Source organism: Mycobacterium sp. IDUB_9 (assembly GCF_055419505.1).
In genome coordinates, this window is record NZ_JBVAXU010000005.1 from 283341 (window position 1) to 307368 (window position 24028).

Sequence of the window (24028 nt, forward strand, 5' to 3'; positions counted from 1 at the left end):
GGGTAGCCGGTGCGGTACGAATGGGGGGTGTTTGCTCCCACTGTCCTGCTGCTGTCGACTTCGGACACCGATCTGATCACTGCCCGCGCCAGCGGGGCCCGCTATCGCTGGGCCAACCCGTCACGGCTGGTCAGCGGTGAGCTCGAGGAGCTTCTCGACGGTGCTGACATCGCGGTGATCCGCATCCTCGGCGGTTACCGGGCCTGGCAGGACGGCATCGACACCGTGGTGGCCAGTGGCCTGCCGACGGTCGTGGTCAGTGGTGAGCAGTCGCCCGACGCTGAACTGATGGGACATTCGACCGCCCCGCAGGGTGCGGCCCTGCAAACCCACATCTACCTCGCGCAGGGTGGTCTGGAGAACCTGGCGAATCTCCACTCGTTCGTTTCCGACACCCTGCTGATGACCGGATTCGGCTTCGCGGCCCCGGTGGCCACCCCGAGTTGGGGTGTCCTGGAGCGCCCCGCCGTCGCCGCTTCCGCTGGACCGACGGTGGCCGTCCTCTACTACCGCGCCCAGCAACTGGCCGGGAACACCGCTTACGTCGAGGCGCTATGCGATGCCGTCGAGCAGGCGGGCGGCCGCGCGTTGCCCGTGTTCTGCGCGTCTCTGCGCACTGCCGAACCCGAACTCCTCGAGCTGCTCGGCACCGCCGACGCGCTCGTCACCACCGTGCTCGCCGCCGGAGGCGCCACCCCGGCAGCGGTCGGCGCCGGCGGCAACGACGATTCATGGAACGTCGCTCACCTTGCCGCACTGGACATTCCGATCCTGCAGGGACTGTGCCTGACCAGTTCCCGGGACCAGTGGTCGGACAATGACGACGGGATGTCGCCGCTGGACGTCGCCACGCAGGTCGCCGTTCCCGAGTTCGACGGCCGGATCATCACGGTGCCGTTCTCCTTCAAGGAGATCGACTCCGAAGGGCTGATCTCGTATGTGGCAGACCCCGAGCGCTGCGCCCGAGTCGCCGGCCTGGCGGTGCGTCACGCCCGGCTGCGATCCGTTCCCGCTGCGGAAAAGCGCGTGGCCGTGGTGTTTTCGGCCTATCCGACCAAGCATGCCCGCATCGGCAATGCCGTCGGCCTGGACACCCCGGCCAGCGCGGTCGCGCTGCTGCGCGCCATGCGCGATGCCGGTTACGACATCGGTGAGGCCGCCGCGCCGGGTGACCTCGCCAAGATCGGCGGATCCGGCGACCTCGCCAAGATCGGCGGATCCGGCGACCTCGCCACAATTGTCGCCTCCGGCGACGGTGACGCACTGATCCACTCCCTGATCGAACGCGGCGGGCAGGATCCGGACTGGCTCACCGACGAGGCGCTGGCAGCCAATCCGATTCGGGTCCCCGCCAAGGACTATCGAGCCTGGTTCGCCACCCTGCCGGCCGAACTCGCCGACGCCGTTGTGAAGCACTGGGGCCCACCGCCGGGTGAGCTCTTCGTCGACCGCAGCCGTGATCCCCAGGGGGAGATCGTCATCGCGGCCATCCAGGCCGGCAACGTGGTGCTGATCGTGCAGCCGCCCCGCGGCTTCGGGGAGAACCCGGTGGCCATCTACCACGATCCCGACCTACCGCCCAGCCACCACTATCTGGCTGCCTACCGCTGGCTGGACTCCTCGTTCCCCGATTCGTTCGGTGCGCACGCGGTGGTGCATCTCGGCAAGCACGGCAACCTGGAATGGCTGCCCGGCAAGACGCTCGGCATGAGCGCGGCATGCGGCACCGACGCGGCGCTCGGCGACCTACCGCTGATCTATCCGTTCCTGGTCAACGATCCAGGGGAGGGCACCCAGGCCAAGCGCCGAGCGCACGCGACCCTCGTCGATCACCTCATCCCGCCTATGGCGCGCGCCGAAACCTACGGTGACATCGCGAAACTCGAGCAGCTGCTCGACGAACACGCCAACGTCTCGGCCCTCGATCCCGGCAAGCTGCCGGCCATCCGCCAACAGATCTGGACGCTGATGCGGGCCGCCAAGATGGACCACGACCTGGGCCTGGAGGATCGCCCGGACGAGGACTCGTTCGACGACATGCTGCTGCACGTCGACGGGTGGCTGTGTGAGATCAAGGATGTCCAGATCCGCGACGGCCTGCATGTGTTGGGGCAGAAGCCCTCCGGTTCAGGCGAACTGGACCTGGTGCTGGCCATCCTGCGCGCCCGGCAGCTGTTCGGCGGTGAGCAGACCGTGCCGGGCCTGCGTCAGGCACTGGGGCTGATCGAGGATGGCAGTGACGAGCGTACGGCCGTTGACGCCGCCGAGGCCGGCGCGCGTGAATTGGTGGCGGCGCTGCAGGAGTCCGGTTGGGACGCTTCTGCGGTGGAGAAGATCACCGACAACCCGGAGGTGGCCCGGATCCTGCGGTTCGCCGCCACCGAGGTGGTGCCCCGGCTGGCCGGTACCGCGAGCGAGATCGACCAGGTGCTGCGCGCCCTGGCCGGCGGCTTCATCGAATCCGGGCCGTCGGGATCGCCGTTGCGCGGCCTGGTCAACGTGCTGCCCACCGGGCGCAACTTCTACTCGGTGGATCCCAAGGCGGTCCCGTCGCGGCTGGCCTGGGAAACCGGTGTGGCGATGGCGGATTCACTGTTGGAGCGTTACCGCACCGATTACGGCCGCTGGCCGCAGTCGGTGGGCCTGTCCGTGTGGGGGACCTCGGCCATGCGCACTGCCGGCGACGACATCGCCGAGGTACTCGCCCTCTTGGGTGTGCGCCCGGTATGGGACGACGCCTCGCGCCGGGTGGTGAACCTGGAGCCCATCGACCTCGCCGAACTCGGCCGGCCGCGCATCGATGTCACGGTGCGCATCTCCGGGTTCTTCCGTGACGCCTTCCCGCACGTGGTCACCATGCTCGACGATGCGGTGGCGCTGGTGGCCGGCCTCGACGAGTCGGCCGAGGACAACTACGTGCGCGCTCACTCGCAGGCCGACCTGGCCGAACACGGCGATCAAAGGCGGTCCACCACAAGGATTTTCGGGTCCAAGCCGGGAACGTACGGCGCGGGTCTGCTGCAGCTGATCGACAGCCGCAACTGGCGCGACGACGCCGACCTGGCCGAGGTCTACACGGCATGGGGCGGATTCGCCTACGGCCGCGGACTTGACGGCGCACCCGCTGCCGATGACATGAACCGGGCGTACCGGCGAATCGCGGTGGCAGCCAAGAACACCGACACCCGCGAACACGACATCGCCGACTCCGACGACTACTTCCAGTACCACGGCGGCATGGTGGCCACCGTGCGGGCGTTGACCGGGCAGGCCCCGGCCGCCTACATCGGTGACAACACCCGCCCCGACGCGGTCCGCACCCGCACGCTGTCCGAGGAGACCAACCGCGTCTTCCGCGCCAGGGTGGTCAACCCGCGCTGGATCAACGCGATGCGCAGGCACGGCTACAAGGGCGCCTTCGAGATGGCGGCCACCGTCGATTATCTCTTCGGATACGACGCCACCGCACACGTGATGGCCGACTGGATGTACGAACGGCTCTCGGCTGAGTACGTACTCGACGACGAGAATCGCAAGTTCATGTCCGAATCCAACCCGTGGGCATTGCACGGTATGGCAGAGCGACTGCTTGAGGCCGCCGGCCGCGGTATGTGGGCCCAGCCCGAGCAGGCCACCCTCGACGGGCTCCGGCAGGTGCTGCTGGAAACCGAAGGTGAGCTGGAAGGCTAGGGGGCGGTAGATGTCCGGCGGGCAGTAGATTCAGCGCATGGCTCTCACCTTCGCCGATGTCGCCAAGGCCAACTACGTTCTGCTGACCACGTTCACCAAGGACGGCAGGCCCAAACCGACCGCGATCTGGGCCGCGCCGTCAGCCGACGGGCTGGTGGTGATCACCCAGGAGTCGTCTTGGAAGGTCAAACGGATCGGCAACACGCCGCGGGTGACGGTCGCGGCGTGTGACGTGCGCGGCAATCCCAAGAGCGAAGCGGTCGAGGCCGTCGCGGAGATCCTGCCCAAATCGGCCAACGGCGCCACCTACGACGCGATCGGCAAGCGTTACGGTCTGCTGGGCAAGACGTTCAACGTCTTCTCCAAACTGCGCGGCGGCATGCAGAACAACGTTTCGCTCCTGCTGAAGCCAGTGAACTGAGATCGAACCTGTCAGGAACCGAACCGCCCGCCCAACCGTTGACCGAGCATGGCAAAGCGGCTGTTTCTGATCTATCTCCTGGTCGAGATGGCGGTGATGGTCGCCCTGGTGACGACCATCGGGTTCGGCTACACCGTGCTGTTGCTGTCGGCGTCGTTCGTGATCGGGCTGGCATTGGCGGGTTCACAGCTCAACCGGCACATCCGCCGGCTGCGCACGGGCCTCTCAGGTGGCCTGTCCGATGCTCATGGAGCCGTGTCCGACAGCGTGCTGGTAGCCCTGGGCACCGTGTTGGTGGTGATTCCCGGACTGGCCAGCTCGGCCGTCGGCGCACTGTTGCTGCTGCCGCCCACGCGGGCGGCCGCGCGGCCGGTACTCACGGGTCTGGTCGCCCGACGGATGCCGCTCATAGTCGCGGCGCCCGCCGGTTTCGGCGCAGCGACCGGTGCCGCCGGTTATCCACGGGGGACAGGCGACTACATTGACGGCGAAGTAATCGACGTTTCCGACGATGTTCACGACGTCGATCCGTTCCGCCTGCCTCCCAAGGCCTAACCGCCAGCCGAACAGTTTGACCACACTTCTGATCAACGGGCGCATCCACAGCCCCAGCTATCCCGACGCGACGGCACTCGCCGTGCGCGGCGGGGTTGTGGCGTGGCTGGGTACCGACGAAGTCGGCCGGTCACAGTTTCCCGACGCGGAGATCGTCGACCTCGACGGCGGGTTCGTCGCCCCGGCATTCGTCGACAGCCACGTGCATCTGACCGCCACCGGGCTGAATCTGCACGGCCTGGACCTGCGCGGGGCCACCTCGCTGCCAGACTGCCTGCGGCTGCTGGACGAATACGCCCGTCGGCATCCGGACGGGCCGGTGTGGGGGCACGGATGGGACGAGTCGGGCTGGCCGGAGCGCACCGGACCGAGCACCGGGGATCTCGATGGGGTGCTGGGGAACCGGCCCGCCTATCTGGCCCGGGTGGACGTGCATTCGGCCGCCGCCAGCACCGCACTGCGCCGCTTGGCGCCTGCGCTGGCCGAGGCGGCCGGGTTCGATCCGCAACGCCCGCTGAGCGCCGAGGCGCATCATTTGGTGCGCGCGGCCGCGCGTGAGCAGCTGACCCGGCAACAACGGCATGACGCCCGCGTTGCGGCACTCGATCACGCGGCCGCGATGGGGATCGCCGCGGTCCACGAGTGCGCGGGGCCGCAGATCGGCGGCCTCCTTGACTGGCAGGAACTGCAGGCTCTGCAGCACGGTGTCGAGGTCGTCGGTTACTGGGGCGAACCGGCCCACGACGCCGAGCACGCCCGCCACCTGCTCGCCGAGACCGGGGCGCGCGGTCTGGCCGGAGACCTGTTCGTCGACGGTGCCCTCGGCTCACACACCGCATGGCTGCACGAGCCCTACCACGACGCTCCGGATACGTGCGGCAACCGCTACCTCGACGCCGACGCCGTCACCACGCATGTCCAGGCCTGCACGGAGGCCGGGATCCCGGCCGGATTCCACGTGATCGGTGATGCCGCTGTCGCCACGGTCGTAGACGGTTTCCAGGCCGTGGTGGAGCGGCTCGGGGGTCCGGCAGTGGCGCGCTGCGGTCACCGCCTGGAGCATCTGGAGATGGTCGACGCCGAGCAGGCCGCTCGATTGGGCGCCTGGGGCGTGATGGCGAGCATGCAACCCAACTTCGATGCCCTGTGGGGCGGAGAAGACGGCATGTACGCCCAGCGTCTCGGGCTTGACCGAGTTCACCGGCTCAACCCGTTTGCGCTGTTAGCATCCGAAGGCGTGCCCCTCGCTTTCGGCTCAGACACCCCGGTTACCAGCATGAATCCCTGGCAGACCGTGCGTGCCGCGGTGTCGCACCGTAGCGCGGGCAGTGCCATTTCGGCTCGTGCAGCGTTCGCTGCGGCCACCCGCGGAGGCTGGCGGGCCGGCGGGGTGCGCGATGGCGTCACCGGGACACTCACCCCTGGTGCCCCGGCCAGTTACGCAGTCTGGGAGGCCGACGACCTGGAGGTCAGCGCGCCGGCCAACGCCGTCCAGCGGTGGTCCACCGATCCGCGATCACGGGTTCCCGCACTGCCGCGGTTGGCGCCCGATGCCGCGCTGCCGCGCTGTCGTCAGACTGTTCACCGGGGTGTCGTCATCCATGGGCAATGACCGTCCCAGAGACAAATCGGGCCGCCCGCGACCGGTGAGCCCAGGCCGCTCGCGGCACGATGGCCCAGGCCGCTCACGGCCGAAACCCACCGAGATCACCGACGTGATCCCAGCCATCGAGGACGACGAGCTCGCCGAACTCGACGCGCTCGACGACGAGTCATTCGACGAACTGGACGAGGGAGTCACCGGAGATCCGGTGGCCGACATCGATCCCGACGAGGAGCCCGAGGAGCTCGAGTACCGCCTGACCGCTGCGGGCACACCTGACCGTTGGTCCGTGGTGACCGTCTGGGCGTCGCGATTCGGACGCGCCGCGGCGCGGCGTTGGGCGCAGTTGAGCGCTGCGGCCGGCGGAGGACTCGCGTTGTGCCTGAGCTACCCGCCGACCGGATGGTGGTGGGCGGCCTTCGTCGGAGTGGCGTTGATCGGCTGGGTGCTGACCCTCGAATCCACCACCCGGGCCGGCGGCTTCGGCTACGGATTCCTCTTCGGCCTGACGTTCTACATCCCGCTGCTGCCGTGGATCAGCGGTCTCGTCGGCGCGGTGCCGTGGCTGGCACTGTCGGCCATGGAGGCGCTGTTCTGCGGATTCTTCGGCCTGGCGGCGGTCATCGTCAGACGATTGCCGGGCTGGCCGTTGTGGTTCGCCGCGTTGTGGGGCACCCAGGAATGGCTGAAATCCACCGTGCCGTTCGGCGGATTCCCTTGGGGAGTACTCGGATTCGGCCAGACCAACGGGCCGCTGCTGGCCCTCGCGCGCTGGGGCGGCGCGCCGTTGCTGTCGTTCGCGGTGGTACTCGTCGGCTTCAGTCTGACGCTGCTGGCGCTCGAGATCGTGCAGTGGTGGCATCACGGCCACAAGCCGGGCTTCCCGGCGCCCGCGGTCATGCTGCCGGGTCTGAGCATCACTGTGGTGCTGCTGGCCACTGCACTGCTGTGGCCGCAGGTTCGTCATTCCGGAACCGGCGCGGGCGATGAGCAGACTGTCACCGTCGCCGCCGTGCAGGGCAATGTGCCGCGGCTCGGGCTGGAGTTCAACGCCCAGCGCCGTGCAGTGCTCGACAACCACGTGAAAGAGACGCAGCGCCTGGCCGACGACGTGCGCGCGGGCCGGGCACCGCAGCCGATGTTCGTGGTCTGGCCCGAGAACGCCTCCGACATCGATCCCTTGGCCAATGCCGACGCCGCGGCCCAGATCACCGCGGCGGCCGACACCATCGGCGCACCGATTCTCGTGGGAGCCGTCACCAAGGCCGACGGCTACACCGCGGACAACCCGGTGGCCACCAACACCGTGATCGTCTGGGATCCCGAACACGGGCCCGGCGAGCGTCACGACAAGAAGATCGTGCAGCCCTTCGGTGAGTACCTGCCGTGGCGCAGTTTCTTCCGGCACCTGTCGTCGTATGCGGACCGGGCCGGCTACTTCGTGCCGGGTCAGGGCAACGGCGTCGTACACGCGGCCGGCGTGCCGATCGGGGTGACCACCTGCTGGGAGGTGATCTTCGACCGGGCCGCCCGAGAATCGGTCCTGAGCGGTGCCCAGGTGCTGACGGTGCCCACCAACAATGCGACGTTCGACGAGAACATGAGCGCTCAGCAGTTGGCATTCGGCAAACTGCGGGCCGTCGAGCACGATCGCTACGTCGTGGTCGCCGGGACCACCGGGATCAGTGCGGTCATCGCGCCGGACGGACGTGAGTTGGCTCGCACCGAGTTCTTCCAGCCTGCCTATCTGGACAGCCAGATCAGGCTGAAATCAGAGCTGACGCCCGCCACCGAGTGGGGACCCACCTTGCAGGTGGTGCTGGTCACGATTGGATTTGGGGCGTTGCTGGCCGCAATACTGCACAATGGAGGGTTCGTGCAAAGAATGTTGAGGCGTCGCACCGGCGAAGGCCCGCGACGATGAAGGAGCCACATGACAGTCTCTGGTGAGGGAGCGCAGCGGCCGGGGGAATCCAGCCCTCGCCGGGACGGTGAACGCCCGAGTCAGCGCACCCTGGTGATCATCCCCACCTACAACGAGCGGGAGAATCTGCCGCTGATCGTCGGGCGTGTGCACCACGCCAGCCCCGAGGTGCACATCCTGGTGGTCGACGACGGCAGCCCCGACGGCACCGGCAAGCTGGCAGATGAGCTGGCCCTGGCCGACCCGGATCGCGTACACGTGATGCACCGGACCAGCAAAGCGGGCCTGGGCGCGGCCTACCTGGCCGGTTTTGCCTGGGGTCTGGGTCGCGGGTACTCGGTCCTGGTCGAGATGGACGCCGACGGCAGTCACGCGCCCGAGGAGTTGAACCGGCTGCTGGACGCGGTTGATGCCGGCGCGGATCTGGCGATCGGTTCGCGCTATGTCTCCGGCGGCACCGTGCGCAACTGGCCGGTCCGACGGTTGGTGCTGTCGAAGACCGCCAACACCTATTCGCGGCTCCTGCTGGGTGTCGGTATCCACGACATCACCGCCGGGTACCGCGCGTACCGGCGCGAGGTGCTGGAGAAGATCGACCTGTCCGCGGTGGATTCCAAGGGCTACTGCTTCCAGATCGACCTGACCTGGCGCGCGATCAACAACGGGTTCAAGGTCGTCGAGGTGCCCATCACGTTCACCGAACGTGAGCTCGGGGTCTCCAAGATGAGTGGTTCCAATATCCGCGAGGCGATGTTCAAGGTCGCGGAGTGGGGGATCCGTGGGCGCCTGGACCGCGCCCGAGGCGTGGTGCGCTAGCTGAAGACGCAAAAACCGCGATATGCCCACGAAGGGCATATCGCGGTTTTTCTATGCGAGGCTCAGCTGCCGCGACGCTTGGTCTTGATCAGGTCGAGGCGCTCCTTGAGGAGCTCCTCGAGCTCTTCGACGGAGCGACGCTCCAGCAGCATGTCCCAGTGGGTACGCGGCGGCTTGACCTTCTTGGGCTCCGGCACGTCGCCGTCGATCAGCGTGCCCTCCATGCCGTTCTTGCAGGGCCAGGTGCCGGGAATCTCGGCGTCGTCGGCGAACGGAACGTCGAACACCTCGCCGTTGTCCGTGCGGTAGCGCGCGACCTGACGCGGTGCAAGGTCGTGGTTGCGGTCGGTCTCGTAGCTCACGGCTCCGAGGCGACTGCCTCTCAGGACGCGATCAGCCATCGTCAACACTCCTTGTTCGGCGTTTTGTCCGGATATATCAACGCTGCACGGCGTTGCCAAGTTCCCGACTCGACCATTGATGATACGCGGGTCAGGGCACGCGGCCGTCTACAGTCGTGACCCATGGCGATCGGGAACCGCAGACGCGACCGTCCACAGCCGTGTCGGTGGTGCGGGCGTGAGGTCGCCGATGCGCAGATGGGCCGCCGTCGCCAGTACTGCAGACAATCCTGCCGGCAGCGGGCCTATGAACAACGCGCCATGGTGAAGGGCACCTCGCTGGCGCCGGATTCGGTGGTGCTCACCGCCGACGAGGCCGCCCAACTGTCCGACCGGGTGTATCAGGTCAGGTGTGCGGCCGAGGATGTCGCGATCGCGGTCGACGAGGGCGCCGGGTCTGACGAGTTGCGGCAGTTGTGTGACGCGCTCTTGCAGGCTGCAAAGGCCGCCGACGGCTGGCGTTAGTCGGGCGGGCAGCTGAGCTGTCGTCCGACGCCCACCGGCGGAGGCACCGGCTTGAGGCAGCCCAGTGGTTCGACGCCCGACGAGTTCAGCAGCACCGCGGACTGGTGCGCGTAGTTGACACACACCAACGTGGTGTCATCGGCCCGGCACCGGTAGTCGCCGAAGGCCAGCGACTTGCCCGCGGCCAGTTGCGCGCCGTCGCCGTAGTTGAATCGCCCCGGGTCGCCGTGCAGTGAGCCGATATCCACCGTCTCCCCGGCGAAATCCACCCAGCCGGGAATCCACTGGCCCTCGACGTCCGACGGCTTCGAGGGGAGACCGTCGGCCTTGATCAGGCAAGCCAGTTGGCCTTCGACGTTCTTGTCGGTGGCACAGCGCGCGGTGCCCGAGGGCACGACGAACGCCACATCGTCACCGAGATTGGTGGACTGGCCCTCGCGGGTTGCAGTGTGGAAGCCGGATGGATCGGCCGGGGTGCCCGCCTCGACCCACTTGATCACCCGGGTCATCGGGGTGCCGGGGGCCGGTGCGGTGGTGGGCAGTGGCGAGGTCGTCGTCGGGGTCGACGTGGGGGTCTTGATGTGCGGGGCGCCGGCCGGCATCGACATCCGGGGCTGCGAGCTCGGCTGCGTCTCGTGCCCCCCTCCCGGTGAGCAGGCCGCCACGAGCGCCGCCAAAAGCGCAGCAGCCCCAACAGTCACAGCGATTCGCATACCCGCAAGGCTAGCGGTCGCATGCCACGCCCACCGCCTGTCGGCCCCCCGTGGTGTTGTTCGATACGGTCGTCCTATGCACGAGCGGACTGTCCGGGCAAAGATCAGTACCGGCATCGTCGAGGGGTTCACGCGCGACGGCGTACACCGTTGGCGTTCCATCCCTTACGCCAAACCGCCGGTCGGACGGCTGCGTCTACGGGCACCCGAGCCCGCCGAGTCATGGCCGGGTGTGCGCTACTGCCACGGGTTCGGTTACTGCGCGCCCCAGCAACGTCGCTACACGCTCGTCGGGGTGGGCAAACACCAGCCGATGAGCGAGGACTGCCTGACCCTCAACGTGGTGGCGCCGGAAAAACCGGACTCCGACGGTCCACTGCCGGTGATGTTCTTCGTGCACGGCGGTGGCTACATCATGGGCAGCTCCGCCACGCCGGTCTATGACGGCGCCGCGCTGGCCCGTCGCGGTTGTGTGTTCGTCTCGGTCAACTACCGGCTCGGCATGCTCGGGTGTGTCGAGTTGTCGTCCCTGTCGACGCCGGAACATCCGATCGAGGACAACCTGTTCCTGCGCGATCTGGTGCTGGCATTGCGCTGGGTACGGGACAACGCGGCAGTGTTCGGCGGGGATCCGGACAACGTCACGATCTTCGGGGAGAGTGCGGGTGCCCATGCGGTCGCGACGTTGCTCGCGGTGCCCGAGGCCGAAGGACTGTTCGCCCGCGTGATCTCGGAGAGTCCGGCCAGCGGGATGGTCAGCTCCGCGGACGCCGCGGCCAAGCTCGCAGATCAGCTCGCCGAATTGATCAGTCCCGGTGAGGGATCGGCGGCCACAGCGCTGATGACCGCCCGTCCGGCCGATCTGGGTCGGGCGCTGGAAGCACTGATCGTGCGCGGGCAGACCGATATGCCCGGCGCATTTCCGGTCGGCCCGACCTTCGGCACCGAGTACCTGCCCGCCGATCCGGTGACGGCGATGGCCGAGGGCAGCGCACACCGGGTGCCGTTGATCGTCGGCAACAATGCCGACGAGGGGCGCCTGTTCACCCGCTTCATGCAGTTGCTGCCGACCAATGAGCAGATGATCGAAAAGCTTTTTGCCCGTAGCGATCCCGAGGAGCGCCGACGGATCGTCGCGGCCTACCCGGACTATCCGAGCAGCGCGGCCTGCGTGCGGCTCGGTGGTGATTTCGCGTTCGCCTCGGCCACCTGGCAGATCGCCGAGGCCCACAGTCGGCACGCGCCCACCTACGTGTACCGCTACGACTACGCGCCGCGCACCTTGCACTGGGCGGGGCTCGGGGCGACGCATGCGATGGAGCTGCTGGCGGTGTTCGACACGTACCACACGAGTTACGGCGCACTGCTGACCGCCGTGGGTGACCGCACTTCGGCCCGGCGGGTCAGCCGTGACGTGCAGCGCCGTTGGCGTGAATTCAGCCGGACCGGTGAGCCGGGCCCGGGCTGGCCCGCCTATGACCGCAACGACCGCGCGGTGTTCGTTTTCGACCGCCGGCCGCGCGTCGAATACGACCCCCGGGCGGTGCGGCGGCAGGCCTGGGAAGGGTTCACCCTCGCCGAGCGCTGAGTTCGCCGGCTCCACTCTGAGCGATTTGCTGCAGGGAATCGCTCGGATGTGGTTGCGTATTTGACGTGGACTACCCCCTGGATCCGCTGTCCGCCGACGAGTTTCGCGCGGTGGCAGCAATATTGCGGCGTGAGCACGGGGTCGGGGAGGGCTGGCGGGTTGCCTCGGTGGAACTCGTCGAGCCGTCCAAGGCCGAACTGGCCCTCTTCGACGGCGGCGGCGCGACACCGCCCAGGCGGGCCGCCGTGATCTGTCTGGAGCGGGCAGCGAATGCCACCTATAAGGGCGTGGTGTCGCTGACCGATGACCGGGTCGAGAAGTTCGACCACGTTCCGGGCGTGCAGGCCAACTTCACCGTCGACGAGTTCGTCGAATGCGACGAGGTCCTGCGTCGGCACCCCGACGTGATCGCGGCACTGGCCAGACGCGGGATCACCGACCTGGACAACGTCTTCATGGACACCTGGACCTACGGTGACGCGGTCGCACCCCCCGAGTACCGCGACCGGCGGATCGGCTGGTCGGACACCTGGTACAAGCAGGCCGCCGGGGCCAATCCGTACGCCCACCCGGTCAGCGGTCTGCATTGCGTGATCGACATCAACAGCATGGAGGTGCTGCGCGTCGAAGATGACTGCAGGGACGATACGCCTCCCGAAATGCCCTCTGTGATGGGCGAATACGTACCGCATCACATTCCGGAACGGATCCGGGCGGCGTCGCGCCGGGAGCCGCTCAAGCCGCTGGACATCACTCAGCCCGAGGGGCCGTCCTTCACCTTGGACGGCAACCTGCTGCAGTGGCAGAACTGGTCGCTGCGGGTGGGGTTCAACCACCGCGAGGGGATGACGCTGCACACCGTGCGCTACCGCGACGGCGACGTGAATCGCTCGGTGGCCCACCGGATGTCGTTCGCCGAGATGGTGGTGCCCTATCGGGACTCGTCGGTCGATCATTACCGGCGCACCGCCTTCGACATCGGCGAGTGGGGACTGGGATTCATGACCACTTCGCTGGAGCTCGGCTGCGATTGTCTCGGTGAGATCCGTTATCTGGACGCGGTTCTGCACGACAGCAGCGGCGAGCCGTACACGATCACCAACGCGATCTGTATCCACGAGGAGGACAACGCCGTCCTGTGGAAGCACGTCGACCACGACGCGGGGGCCGAGGTGCGCCGAATGCGCAGGCTCACACTGTCATTCCATGTCACCGTCGCCAACTACGAGTATCTGGTGTACTGGCGGCTCTACCAGGACGGCAACATCGAGTGCGAGGTCCGCGCCACCGGGATCATGGTCACCACGCCGTTCCCGGCCGGGGCGACGCCCAAGAACGGCACGCTCGTCGACGAGCGCACCTATGCGCCGTTCCATCAGCATTTCCTGATCGCCCGGTTGGACCTGGACGTCGACGGCACCGACAACACGGTCTACATGACCGAGTCATACGCGGAACCGATCAGTCCGGACAATCCGTACGGCCTGTCCCTGGTGGTGCGCAACCAGGCGCTGCGCACCGAGAAGGAGGGCAAACAGGACGTCAACTTCGCCACCCAGCGGGCCTGGAAGGTGGTCAACACCAACGTCGTCAACGGCCTGGGGACGCACCCGTCCTACAAGCTGGTGCCCACCGGGGCGATCCCGGCGATGTTCGACCCGTCCTCGCCGGTACTGCAACGCGCCAATGTCATCGCCCACACCCTGTGGGTGACCCCGAACCGGCCGGACGAACGCTGGCCGGCGGGGGAGTTCGTCAACCAGTCGGTGGCCGACACCGGGTTGGGCGAGTGGACGAAGGCCGACCGGCCGATCGACAACACCGACGTGGTGCTGTGGTACGTGTTCGGCATCCACCACATCACCCGACCGGAGGACTGGCCGGTGATGCCGGTGGATGTGGTGTCGTTCTGGCTCAAGCCTTTCGGGTTCTTCGACCGCAACCCGGCACTGGACGTGGCGGCCACCCCGCCGGACTCCTGTGCACACGGTCATGCCAAAGCAGCACACCACTAGGTATTAGTTGACACCTGTCATGTGTGATGCGGAACACTGCTAGGTTGCCTGTGTGCAACCGACTCAGACCGCTGTCCTGGACCGCCCCGAAGACCTGACGTGTGACTGGCTGACCGCCGCCCTGGGTGCCGGTCCGGTCAGCGGATTCAGTTTCGAGCGGATCGGCACCGGGCAGATGAGCGAGTGCTACCGGGTCGCGCTGAACTATGCCGGTGAGGCGGACGGGCCGGCCTCGGTCGTGCTCAAGGTGGCCGCCACCGATCCCAACAGCCGCCAGACCGGGCTGGCGCTGGGACTCTACGAGCGTGAGGTGCGGTTCTACACCGACATCGCGCCCGCCCTGGCTCCCGGGCCGGTGGCGCCGTGCTACCACGCGGCGATCGACACCGAGACCGGTGCCTTCGACCTGCTGCTCGGCGACGCCACCCCGGCTGTCGTCGGTGACGAGATCCGTGGCGCGACAGCAGAACAGGCTGCGGTGGCGCTCACCGAGCTGGGACACGTACACGGATCGGTGGCCGGCGTCGAGGCCTTGAACCGGGCCGAATGGCTCAACCGTGAGGCGCCGGTCAACCAGGCTCTGATCGCCGGCCTGTATGCGGCATTCGTCGAGCGCTACACAGGCCTGATCACGCCGGAGCAGCGCCAGGTGTGTGACCGGCTCGTCGAGAGTTTCGATGCGTACCTGGCCGACGAGGGCGCGTCCGAGCGGCCCCAGGGTCTGGTGCACGGTGACTACCGGCTCGACAACATGCTGTTCGGCGACGCGGGTGCCGACCGGGCCCTGACCGTGGTCGACTGGCAGACCGTCACGAAGGGGCCGGCGCTCACCGACGTGGCCTACTTCATCGGCTGCGCCCTACCCGTCGATCAGCGCCGCGCACACTACGACGAGCTGTTGACGGCGTATCACCAGGCGCTCGGCACAGCCTCGGCGCTGACGCTCGACCAGGTGCGCGACGGCGTGCGTCGGCAGAGTTTCTTCGGGGTGATGATGGCGATCATCTCCTCGATGCTGGTGGAGCGCACCGAACGCGGTGACCAGATGTTCATGACGATGCTCGACCGGCACTGCAGCCACGTTCTGGACACGGGCGCACTGGATATCCTTGCGCCACCGGCAATTCCGCAACCGCTGGCACCTGCCGCCGAGGACGACTATCCGCACGCCCCTACCGGTGAAGAACTGTGGAACGAGAGCTGGTACTTCGACTTCACCGACGCCGCTGCGGGTTTCGGCGGCTGGGTCCGCCTGGGTCTGATCCCCAACCTGGACACCGCATGGGTCAACGTGCTGTTCTGTGGTCCGGGCATGCCGACCGTTGCGCTCAACGACTTTCATGCCACACCGGCTGAACCCGCATCGATCACGGGTGAGGGCGTCGAGTTGAGCCTGCAACCGCTCGAACCGCTCAAGACCTACCGTGTCACCGCATCGGGTACCGGGCAGGGCCACGACGATCCGGCGGCGCTGCTGCGCGGCGCGACGGGCCGGCCGGTTGCGGTGACCATGGACCTGACTTGGACCACGGTGGGAACTTCCTACCAGTACCGGATCACGCCCCGCTACGAGATTCCGTGCACGGTCTCGGGCACGGTAACCATCGGCGAGCAGACCTTCGACATCAACGGTGTGGCTGGCCAACGCGACCACTCGTGGGGCGTGCGGGACTGGTGGGCGATGAACTGGGTGTGGAGTGCGTTCCATCTCGACGACGGCACCCATCTGCACGGCGTGGACATCCGGATACCAGGCATGCCGCCGATCGGCATCGGGTATTCGCAGCGCGCGGGTGAGCCGCTGGTCGAATTACAGGCGGTGACTGCGGATTACACGCTCGGTGCCGATGATCTGCCGGTGTCGACGACGCTGACGCTGCAACCCGGCGACGTCGAAGTGACGGTCGACATCGCCGGCCATGCGCCCGTATTGCTGGTGGCTCCAGGAGACGACGGCAGGGTCAGTCAGTTCCCCCGGGCCTGGGCGAAGGTCCGTACCAACGACGGGCGCAGCGGTATCGGCTGGCTGGAGTGGAACCGCAACCTGGCGTAGATGGCCCTTGGCACCGCGAGCGTGCGTGTTTGTTGCCCGACACGCCGTATCGTCTCAGCGCTCTGCGCACGCTCGCCGGCGCTCAGGTGATGCGAAATCGCTTGAGCCGCGCAGTCGCGCCGGCGATCAACTCCACGCGGCTGCGCGGCACGCCCAGATGTTGGGCAAGCAGTTTGGTGACGGCGTCATTGGCCTTGCCGTCGACGGCGCGTTCCTGCACATAGATGGTGAGCGCGCCGTCGTCGCCGGTCTCGACCAGCGGGCCCTTGCGGCTGCCGGGTTTGACCCGGACGACAACGGTTTCGCTCACGTCCTCATCGTTACGCGAACGTGCGCAAAATGCTGACGCGCGGCGGCGTGTCGCGGAGCAGACACGCACGCTCGCGGAGCAGACGTCAGCGCGCGACGATCACCGATGAGCCGTGGCCGAACAGGCCCTGGTTCGCGGTGACGCCGACCTTCGCACCCTCGACCTGACGGCCGGTGGCCTGGCCCTTGAGCTGCCAGGTGAGCTCGCACACCTGCGCGATGGCCTGTGCCGGGATGGCTTCGCCGAAGCACGCCAAACCGCCCGAGGCGTTGACCGGGACGCGCCCACCGATGGTGGTGGCACCGGAACGCAGCAGCTGCTCGCCCTCGCCCTTGGCACACAGGCCCAGGTGCTCGTACCAGTCGAGCTCGAGTGCGGTGGACAGGTCGTACACCTCGGCCAGGCTGACGTCCTCGGGGCCGATTCCGGCCTCGGCGTAGGCGGCGTCGAGAATCTGGTCCTTGAACACCCGCTCCGGGGCGGCCACCACGGCGGTGGAATCCGTTGCGATGTCCGGCAATTCGGGCAGGTGCTGGGGGTAGCGCGGGGTCACCGTCGAGACCGCGCGTACCGAAGGAACGCCCTCCAGCGAGCCCAGATGCTTGCGGGCGAAATCCGCGCTCGCGACGATCAGCGCGGCGGCGCCGTCGGAGGTCGCGCAGATGTCGAGCTGGCGCAGTGGGTCGGACACCACCGGGCTGGCCAGCACGTCCTCGACCGAGGATTCCTTGTGGTAGCGGGCATTCGGGTTCTGCAGGCCGTGCCGGGAGTTCTTCACCTTCACCTGGGCGAAGTCCTCGGCGGTGGCGCCATAGAGATCCATCCGGCGCCGGGCCAGCAGGGCGAAGTACACCGGGTTCATGGCGCCGAGCAGGTGGAAGCGCTGCCAGTCGGGATCGTTCTTGCGCTCGCCGCCGACGGGTGCAAAGGCCCCCTTGGGCGTGGTGTCGGCGCCGATCACCAGGGCCACATCGCAGAACCCGGCCAGGATCTGGGCGCGGGCGCTCTGCAGCGCCTGCGAACCGCTGGCGCACGCCGCGTATGAGGATGACACCGGCACGCCGTTCCAACCCAGTTTCTGGGCGAACGTCGACCCGGCGATGAAGCCGGGGTAGCCGTTGCGGATCGTGTCGGCTCCGGCGACCAGCTGGATCTGGCGCCAGTCCAGGCCGGCCTCGGCCAGGGCCGCGCGGGCGGCGACGACGCCGTACTCGGTGAAGTCGCGTCCCCACTTGCCCCACGGGTGCATGCCCGCGCCCAAGATGTACAGCGGTTCGGGTGCGCTCATCAGGCGATCCTCCAGGCGTGGGTGGTGCGCTCGACGCCCTCGTCGTCGGTGTAGAGCGTCATGGTGGTCAGCTCCATCTCCATGCCGACCTTGAGATCGGCGGCGAGGGTGCCGGTGACGACCTTGCCGAGCACGATCAGGCCCTCGTCGGCCAATTCGACCGCGGCGATCGCGAAGGGCTCGAACGGGTCGGTCTTGGGATACGGCGTGGGCGGGAGATACCGGTTCTCGGTGTAGCTCCACACCTTCCCGCGGCGGGACAGCGGCACCAGATCAAGGGTGTCGCTGTCGCAGGCCGGGTTGGGGCAGTTGTTCTCGCGCGGCGGGAAGACGTAGGTGGCGCACTGGGTGCACTTTCCGCCGATCAGGTGAGTGGCACCGGCGTCGTCGGTGGCGAACCACCCGTCGATCGCGGGTTGCGAAGATGCTGCTGGCACGCGGCCAGCCTAAACGATCGAGACCGCCGAACTGAAACGTGTTGCAGTTTTGTCCCGAGGGTCAGGATATTCGCTTGAAGAGTACGAAACTGTTTCGTACTCTTCGGGCATGGTGCGAGGTGTGGAGCGTGAACGGGCGGTCTTGGCCGCCACGACCGAACTGCTGGCAGAACGGGGCTATCAAGCGCTGACGATCGATGCGGTCGCCGCGCGGGCGGGCGCCAGCAAGGCCACCATCTATCGCCGGTGGCCGAACAAGGCCCAGCTGGTCCGCGCCACCCTGGACGCTGCTGATGCCGCCCGCAATGCCTCCGTGCCCGATACCGGTGACCTGCGCGGTGACCTGCTGGCGGTGATGGACGTGCTGGCCGCGGAGGTCTCCGAGCCGCTGACCCGGGTGACCGCCGAGCTGGCCACGCTCATGCGGCACGACCAGCAGCTGGCCGAGGCCCTGCGCGAACATCTCGACAAAGAAGAGCTCTCGCCCTTCCGTGACGCGCTGCAACGGGCCATCGCCCGCGGAGACATCGCGATGGACACCGATGTGGAGTTGATCCACGACGTGGCTGAGGCGATGATCCTGCGGCAGCTCCACCTCGACCTACCCGTCGACGCGAAATTCAGTGCACGGCTGGTCGACGACGCGCTGCTGGTCCTGCTCGGGGGTGCCCACGGATGACCGTCGTGATCGCCGGCGCCGGGCCGACCGGACTGACCCTGGCCATCGAGCTGGCCCGCCGCGGTGTGCCGTGCCGGGTGCTCGAGAAGGCCGCGACGTTGTTTCCCGGCTCTCGCGGCAAAGGGCTGCAGCCGCGCACGCTCGAGGTCTTCGATGATCTCGGGGTGATCGGTGCCGTGCTGGCCGCCGGGGAGCCCTTTCCGCCCATGCGGCTCTACAGCGGCGCGGACGTGGTGTGGGAGAAACCGATCTACGAGCTGCTGGGACTGCCGGAGCTGGTTTCCTCGCCGGCGGTGCCGTACCTGTACACGTGGCTGCTCCCGCAATGGCGCACCGACCAGATCCTGGCGGCGCGCTTCGCCGAACTCGGCGGAACCATCGAGTTCGACACCGAGGTAACGGGTTTCACGCAAGATGCCGACGGTGTCACGGTGCACACGAATCGCGGGACGATCGGTGCCGACTACCTCATCGGCGCCGACGGCGGTCGCAGCACGGTCCGCAAGCTATCCGGGGTCGACTTCCTCGGTGGTGCACTCACCGAGGAACGGATCATCGTGGGTGACGTGCGGGCCAGTGGGCTCACCGGTCGGTGCTGTCACCTGCTGACCCGCGCCGGAGACCGGGCCACCCGGTTCTCGCTGTGGAACCTGCCGGGCAGCGAGCACTACCAACTTGTCGTGACGATGGCACCGGGCGACGAGATTCCCGCGTTGACCCTCGAGGCCATGCAGGCAGTCCTGCAGCACAGGTCGGGACGCCGGGACGTGACGCTCTCGGATCTGAGGTGGATCTCGCTGTATCGGGTCAATCTGCTTTTGGCGCAACGCTTCCGGATGGGCCGGGTGTTCCTGGCTGGGGATGCCGCCCACGTGCATTCGCCCGCCGGGGGACAGGGCGTCAACACCGGCGTGCAGGATGCCTACAACCTCGGCTGGAAACTGGCCGCAGTGCTGGCCGGAGCGCCTGACAGCCTGCTGGACAGCTACGAGGCGGAGCGCTTGCCCGTCGCCGCCGACGTGCTGCACCTCAGTGGCCTGTTGCACCGCCAGGGGTTCGGCGCGACGGGGCCCGCGCCGGCGGCCATCCACCAGTTGGACATCCACTACCGGGGCGGCCCGCTGGCCGTCGACACGGATCCGACCGGTGCGCTGCGCGCCGGTGACCGGGCGCCCGACGGCCTGCTGCCGGACGGTCGCAGACTGTTCGACGTGTTCCGCGGCCCGCACTGGACGGTGCTGCAATTCGGTTGTGAACCAGTCGATTTCGGAATCCCGCGGGTGCGTCTCGAGCCCAGCGCCGACTACGACGTACCCGTCGGCTCCTACGTCCTGGTCCGGCCCGACGGATACATCGGCGCGATCAGCACCCGGCCCGAGGTCATCCGCGATCAACTCCGCCGAGCAGGGGAGTGACGTCTGTCATCGGGGGCTCCTGTCTGCGCGGGTGTTTCGCCGATAGTCGGCGGTGACGCGGGCCAGATCTCGGGGATCGCCGGCATGCATCTCGCGATTGGCGTGCACCACTGCGGTGGTCTCCGGGATGCGGCGAGCCTCGTAGCCGGCCAGGCCCCGTCCGGCGGCCATTTCGTCGGCGAGGGCGCGGGCGTCGAGAATGGCTTGTGAACCGCCGTTGGCGCCGACGGGATACATCGGGTGCGCGGCATCGCCGAGCAGCGTGATGTGGCGAGTGCCCCAGCGGGACAACGGCTCCCGGTCGACCATCGGGTACTCGAACACGGCCGGGGACCGGGCCACGAGTTCGGCGGGGTTCAACCAGTCCAGCCGCCAGCCGGACATGTGGGCGGCCACCGTCATGGGATCGGCCGGGGCATTCCAGTTGGCCTCGCCGGGGAGTGGGCCGGGATCGGCGCACGGGACCTGCAGTACCCAGTTCATCAGATCGCCGCCGATCGGGTAGGTCACCAGCTCGACCCCGTTGTCGCCCTTGACGATCGCCATGGTGCGGCCGTCGAGAAACGGCCAGATCCGGCTCGCGCCGCGAAACATTCGGACTCCCGACCACATCAGCGGATCGGGCCCCGGGTGCAACCGCCGGCGCACCATCGAGTGGACTCCGTCGGCGCCGACGAATATCTCGGCGGTGAACTCCGCGGCGCGGGTCGCCACGCGGACCTGCCGGTCGGTTTCCTGGAATCCCGTGACGGCGACGTCGGTACGCACCGCGTCGGGCCCCAGACGGGCCCGGACCGCGTCGAGCAACAGCATCTGAAGCCGGCCGCGGTGCACCGAGCACTGCGGGTAGCCATAGCCGCCTTCGATTCCGCGGGGCTCGCGGAACAGCAACGTGCCGTCGTCGCGGTAGAAATCGATGACGGCCGGGGTGGACGAGATGGCCAGCAGGTCCTCGCCGAGGCCGAGGTCGGTCAGGTCACGCACGGCGTGCGGCAGCAGGTTGATGCCCACGCCGAGGGCTCGCAGCTCGCGGGCGCCTTCCAGCACGATGACGGGAAAACCCTTCGCGTGCAAGGTGAGTGCGGCCGTGAGACCGCCTATCCCGGCGCCGGCGATGATGATCGGTTTACTGGACATGACTCCAGCGTCGGCCCCACTGAACGATAAGTCCAATACATAGTTGGTCCACAAACTATTGTGAATACTTATGGAATTGCGGCAGCTCGAATACTTCGTCGCGGTGGCCGAAGAAGCCAACTTCACCCGCGCCGCCGAGCGGGTACACGTCGCGCAACCAGCGGTGAGCGCTCAGATCCGCCACCTGGAGCGCGAACTCGGCCAGCAGTTGTTCGATCGCAGCCGCCGTACGGTCCGGCTGACGGCCGCGGGCGAAGCCGTGCTGCCGCACGCGCGGACGGCCCTGGCCGCCGCGGCCGGGGTCCGCACCGCGGTCGAGGAACTCGGCGAGCTGCTGCGCGGTTCTGTGGTCGTGGGCACCGTGACGGCCCACGACTTCGACATGGCGGGCCTGCTCGCACAGTTCCACGCGGCACACCCACTGATCGACATCACGTTGGCCGCCGACGAGTCCGACGCATTGGCCGAGGGCCTGCGCTCGGGACGGCTCGATGCGGCCATCGTGTCGGTGGGCGCCGAACTGCCTGTCGGGTTGGCTGCCGAGGTGGTGACAGATCAGCGGATCGTCGCCGCGGTGGCGGACGATCATCCGTGGCGGCGACGGCGCACCGTCGCGCTGCGCGATTTCACCGAACATCCGGTCATCGCCCTGCCGGCCGGTGCCGGTATCCGCCACCAGTTCGACCGGGCCTGCCGAGGGGCCGGAGTGGCTGCGCGGGTCGCATTCGAGGCGAGTACCCCGCGCGCGTTGGCCGAGCTCGCCGAGCGCGGGCTCGGAGTCGCGGTGTTGCCGGAGTCGGTGGCCGTCGCGCGGACTGCGCTGCACCCGTTGCCCATCACGCCGGAGCTGCGTGGCCGGTTGGTGTTCGCGTGGCGGGCGCAGGGCCCGATGAGTCCGGCCGCCAGGGTGTTGATCGAGATGGCTCGCCGAATGATCAGCCCACCGACAGCGTCCGGATCTTGGGCCACAACGAATCCCATGGCTCGGTCCGGCCGGTCAGCAACCACGCGCTGAGGTCGTCGGTGATGCCGCCCACGTCGCGGGCATGGGCGAAGAACGGGCGTAGGCGCACCGGCTCCTCGCCGATGAACAGCACGGTGTCGACGTCTGGCGCCGGTGCGGGGAAGTAGCCGTAACTGCGGGTCGGGCTGAATGCCGGGGGCAGCTGGTATTTGTCGGAGTAGCCGTCGAGGAAGGCGGCCACGATGTAGGACTCGCCGACGATGGCGGTGTGTTCCCGCTGGCCGGCGGGCAACTTTGCATAAGCCGCAGCGGTGCGCTGCGCGATCTGCTCGTCGGTGCCGTCGCGGCCGATCGTGATGCTGAGCGCGATGGCCGCCGCCGCCACTGCGGCACTGAGAACACAGGCCGGCCACACTGCCCATCGCCACCGGGAGTGGCCTGCCTCGCGGCGGCGCTGCAGGCTCAGCGCACCGACTGCGACGAGCGGCGGGAACAGGCCGCACAGGTAATAGGGCCGGGCGGCGGTGGCCACGAACAGAACATAGAGGACCACGAAAGTGACGCCGAGGAAGCGGTAATCGGCCAAGGTGCGGTCCCTGACCAGACGGACGAGGCCGTAGAGGGCCAGTGCCGCACCGATCACGCCGGCGAACACGATCAGCTGCACCGCGATACCTCCGCGGCCGCCGTACAGGGGTCCCGATTCGGCCGCCACCACCTCGGCCATCTTCAACTGCGGCCAACCGTGCCGCGCCTGCCACCACAGTGTCGGTGCGGTGATCGCGGCACCGACGCCGGCGCCGGCCCACAGCAGCGGGCGGTGCAGCAGCGCGCGCGGCCCGACCGCGAGTGCGGCCAACAGCATCACCGCGCACAGCAGCAGCACCTGGAACTTCGTCATCGCCGCGAGCCCGGCGACCGCCCCCAGGGCGAGGAGCAGTCGATCGTCGCGCAGCCGGATCCAGCGCACCACCAACCAGATCAGGAGCAGCCACCCGAGCGGCTCGAGTGTGTACGGCGTGAGCCAGTGCCCGGCGAACGACACCCACGCCCCGGTCGCCTGGGCGAAGGCCACCAACGCCTGGGCGCGGCTGTCGCAACCCATCTCGCGGGCGATCAGGGCGGCCACCACGATGGCGCCCATCGTCGCCAGGATCGCCGGGATACGGAGCGCGACAACGGAATCAGGAGCAATGAGATCGCTGAGTGCGGCGAGTGCGGGTGCCAGTGGCGGTTGATCGGCCGAGCCCCAGTCGAGATGGCGGCGGCCGATGGCCAGCATGTACACCTCGTCGAACCAGTAGCCCCGGCCCGCGATGGCGGCCGCAAGCTGGACGGCTCCGGTGACGACGGCGATGGCGGTGACGGCGCGGACGGCCGGCGGCGGGATGTCGACCGGCGGGTTGACGGATACGGTGTCCGTCGTTGTTTCAGCCACTGCGGTCCACGATAGTGGTGTCGGTGGTCGACGGGATGTCACCGCCGGTGCCTAGAGTGAGGGCCGTGAGCCCCGCCAAGACCGAGACCAAGAACGCGCTGAATCCCACCGCCGAC

The 24028-nt window shown here is 68.0% G+C and carries 18 protein-coding genes and 1 pseudogene; 12 read left to right on the top strand and 7 right to left on the bottom strand.

Annotated features, from left to right (window positions below; genetic code table 11):
* Nucleotides 1–27 precede the first annotated feature (27 nt).
* The 5 genes and pseudogenes from cobN to lnt all read left to right on the top strand — a co-directional run.
* A complete protein-coding gene (cobN, locus tag ACZY08_RS22565; protein ID WP_463746840.1) occupies nt 28–3690 on the top strand; it encodes a cobaltochelatase subunit CobN in 3663 nt (1220 codons plus the stop codon).
* A gap of 37 nt (nt 3691–3727) precedes the next feature.
* The gene (locus ACZY08_RS22570) at nt 3728–4111 is read left to right on the top strand and encodes a PPOX class F420-dependent oxidoreductase (RefSeq protein WP_463746841.1); all 384 of its coding nucleotides are present in this window, start codon (nt 3728–3730) and stop codon (nt 4109–4111) included.
* 48 nt (nt 4112–4159) lie between these two features.
* Nucleotides 4160–4666 carry an FxsA family protein gene (locus ACZY08_RS22575; protein WP_463746842.1) on the top strand — a complete coding sequence of 169 codons (507 nt, stop codon included), beginning with the start codon at nt 4160–4162 and terminating at the stop codon, nt 4664–4666.
* Between the two features lie 16 nt (nt 4667–4682).
* Nucleotides 4683–6278: an amidohydrolase gene (locus ACZY08_RS22580; RefSeq protein WP_463746843.1), complete on the top strand. Its 1596-nt coding sequence runs from the start codon at nt 4683–4685 to the stop codon at nt 6276–6278.
* 358 nt (nt 6279–6636) lie between these two features.
* Nucleotides 6637–8991: pseudogene (lnt, locus tag ACZY08_RS22585) on the top strand (apolipoprotein N-acyltransferase); the annotation flags it as partial.
* Between the two features lie 80 nt (nt 8992–9071).
* On the opposite strand, the gene ACZY08_RS22590 reads toward lnt, so the two are convergent.
* Nucleotides 9072–9410 (bottom strand): RNA polymerase-binding protein RbpA, encoded by a 339-nt coding sequence (locus tag ACZY08_RS22590; protein ID WP_454790612.1) that lies wholly within the window; start codon nt 9408–9410, stop codon nt 9072–9074.
* Nucleotides 9411–9533: 123 nt separating this feature from the next.
* Here ACZY08_RS22590 and ACZY08_RS22595 point away from each other — a divergent pair, with 123 nt between their 5' ends.
* On the top strand, nt 9534–9875 hold the full coding sequence (locus ACZY08_RS22595) for a hypothetical protein (protein WP_454790611.1): 342 nt from the start codon (nt 9534–9536) through the stop codon (nt 9873–9875).
* Here the strand turns inward: ACZY08_RS22595 and ACZY08_RS22600 are convergent.
* Nucleotides 9872–10588 carry a hypothetical protein gene (locus ACZY08_RS22600; protein WP_463746844.1) on the bottom strand — a complete coding sequence of 239 codons (717 nt, stop codon included), beginning with the start codon at nt 10586–10588 and terminating at the stop codon, nt 9872–9874. The two genes, ACZY08_RS22595 and ACZY08_RS22600, sit on opposite strands and share 4 nt — an antisense overlap.
* Before the next feature lie 76 nt (nt 10589–10664).
* Between ACZY08_RS22600 and ACZY08_RS22605 the strand changes: the two genes are divergently transcribed.
* From ACZY08_RS22605 to ACZY08_RS22615, 3 genes are all read left to right on the top strand, one after another.
* On the top strand, nt 10665–12176 hold the full coding sequence (locus tag ACZY08_RS22605) for a carboxylesterase/lipase family protein (RefSeq protein ID WP_463746845.1): 1512 nt from the start codon (nt 10665–10667) through the stop codon (nt 12174–12176).
* 65 nt (nt 12177–12241) lie between these two features.
* Nucleotides 12242–14191, top strand: a complete 1950-nt coding sequence (locus ACZY08_RS22610; RefSeq protein ID WP_463746846.1) for a primary-amine oxidase — start codon at nt 12242–12244, stop codon at nt 14189–14191.
* Nucleotides 14192–14243: 52 nt separating this feature from the next.
* The gene (locus ACZY08_RS22615; RefSeq protein ID WP_463746847.1) at nt 14244–16244 is read left to right on the top strand and encodes a DUF7064 domain-containing protein; all 2001 of its coding nucleotides are present in this window, start codon (nt 14244–14246) and stop codon (nt 16242–16244) included.
* 82 nt (nt 16245–16326) lie between these two features.
* Here the strand turns inward: ACZY08_RS22615 and ACZY08_RS22620 are convergent, their stop codons facing one another.
* The 3 genes from ACZY08_RS22620 to ACZY08_RS22630 form a co-directional block, all read right to left on the bottom strand.
* Nucleotides 16327–16554: a DUF167 domain-containing protein gene (locus tag ACZY08_RS22620; RefSeq protein WP_463746848.1), complete on the bottom strand. Its 228-nt coding sequence runs from the start codon at nt 16552–16554 to the stop codon at nt 16327–16329.
* Nucleotides 16555–16639: 85 nt separating this feature from the next.
* Nucleotides 16640–17842: a lipid-transfer protein gene (locus ACZY08_RS22625; RefSeq protein ID WP_463746849.1), complete on the bottom strand. Its 1203-nt coding sequence runs from the start codon at nt 17840–17842 to the stop codon at nt 16640–16642.
* A complete protein-coding gene (locus tag ACZY08_RS22630) occupies nt 17842–18279 on the bottom strand; it encodes a Zn-ribbon domain-containing OB-fold protein (RefSeq protein WP_454790604.1) in 438 nt (145 codons plus the stop codon). Before ACZY08_RS22630 ends, ACZY08_RS22625 begins: the two co-directional genes overlap by 1 nt.
* Before the next feature lie 109 nt (nt 18280–18388).
* On the opposite strand from ACZY08_RS22630, the gene ACZY08_RS22635 reads away from it, so the two are divergent.
* Nucleotides 18389–18958 (top strand): TetR/AcrR family transcriptional regulator, encoded by a 570-nt coding sequence (locus ACZY08_RS22635; RefSeq protein ID WP_463746850.1) that lies wholly within the window; start codon nt 18389–18391, stop codon nt 18956–18958.
* Nucleotides 18955–20373, top strand: coding sequence for an FAD-dependent monooxygenase (locus ACZY08_RS22640; protein ID WP_463746851.1), 1419 nt, complete (start codon nt 18955–18957; stop codon nt 20371–20373). Before ACZY08_RS22635 ends, ACZY08_RS22640 begins: the two co-directional genes overlap by 4 nt.
* Before the next feature lie 6 nt (nt 20374–20379).
* On the opposite strand, the gene ACZY08_RS22645 is transcribed toward ACZY08_RS22640, so the two are convergent.
* The gene (locus ACZY08_RS22645; RefSeq protein ID WP_463746852.1) at nt 20380–21510 is read right to left on the bottom strand and encodes an FAD-dependent monooxygenase; all 1131 of its coding nucleotides are present in this window, start codon (nt 21508–21510) and stop codon (nt 20380–20382) included.
* Between the two features lie 70 nt (nt 21511–21580).
* On the opposite strand from ACZY08_RS22645, the gene ACZY08_RS22650 reads away from it, so the two are divergent.
* Nucleotides 21581–22525: a LysR substrate-binding domain-containing protein gene (locus tag ACZY08_RS22650; RefSeq protein ID WP_463746853.1), complete on the top strand. Its 945-nt coding sequence runs from the start codon at nt 21581–21583 to the stop codon at nt 22523–22525.
* Here the strand turns inward: ACZY08_RS22650 and ACZY08_RS22655 are convergent.
* Nucleotides 22446–23912: an ArnT family glycosyltransferase gene (locus tag ACZY08_RS22655; protein ID WP_463746854.1), complete on the bottom strand. Its 1467-nt coding sequence runs from the start codon at nt 23910–23912 to the stop codon at nt 22446–22448. The two genes, ACZY08_RS22650 and ACZY08_RS22655, sit on opposite strands and share 80 nt — an antisense overlap.
* Nucleotides 23913–24028: the final 116 nt, after the last annotated feature.

Coding starts and splice junctions, on each gene's coding strand:
- ACZY08_RS22595 (WP_454790611.1), top strand. CDS start 9,534: ATGGCGATCGGGAACCGCAGACGCGACCGTCCACAGCCGTGTCGGTGG.
- ACZY08_RS22625 (WP_463746849.1), bottom strand. CDS start 17,842: ATGAGCGCACCCGAACCGCTGTACATCTTGGGCGCGGGCATGCACCCG.
- ACZY08_RS22600 (WP_463746844.1), bottom strand. CDS start 10,588: ATGCGAATCGCTGTGACTGTTGGGGCTGCTGCGCTTTTGGCGGCGCTC.
- ACZY08_RS22590 (WP_454790612.1), bottom strand. CDS start 9,410: ATGGCTGATCGCGTCCTGAGAGGCAGTCGCCTCGGAGCCGTGAGCTAC.
- ACZY08_RS22635 (WP_463746850.1), top strand. CDS start 18,389: ATGGTGCGAGGTGTGGAGCGTGAACGGGCGGTCTTGGCCGCCACGACC.
- ACZY08_RS22575 (WP_463746842.1), top strand. CDS start 4,160: ATGGCAAAGCGGCTGTTTCTGATCTATCTCCTGGTCGAGATGGCGGTG.
- ACZY08_RS22605 (WP_463746845.1), top strand. CDS start 10,665: ATGCACGAGCGGACTGTCCGGGCAAAGATCAGTACCGGCATCGTCGAG.
- ACZY08_RS22570 (WP_463746841.1), top strand. CDS start 3,728: ATGGCTCTCACCTTCGCCGATGTCGCCAAGGCCAACTACGTTCTGCTG.
- ACZY08_RS22645 (WP_463746852.1), bottom strand. CDS start 21,510: ATGTCCAGTAAACCGATCATCATCGCCGGCGCCGGGATAGGCGGTCTC.
- ACZY08_RS22650 (WP_463746853.1), top strand. CDS start 21,581: ATGGAATTGCGGCAGCTCGAATACTTCGTCGCGGTGGCCGAAGAAGCC.
- ACZY08_RS22640 (WP_463746851.1), top strand. CDS start 18,955: ATGACCGTCGTGATCGCCGGCGCCGGGCCGACCGGACTGACCCTGGCC.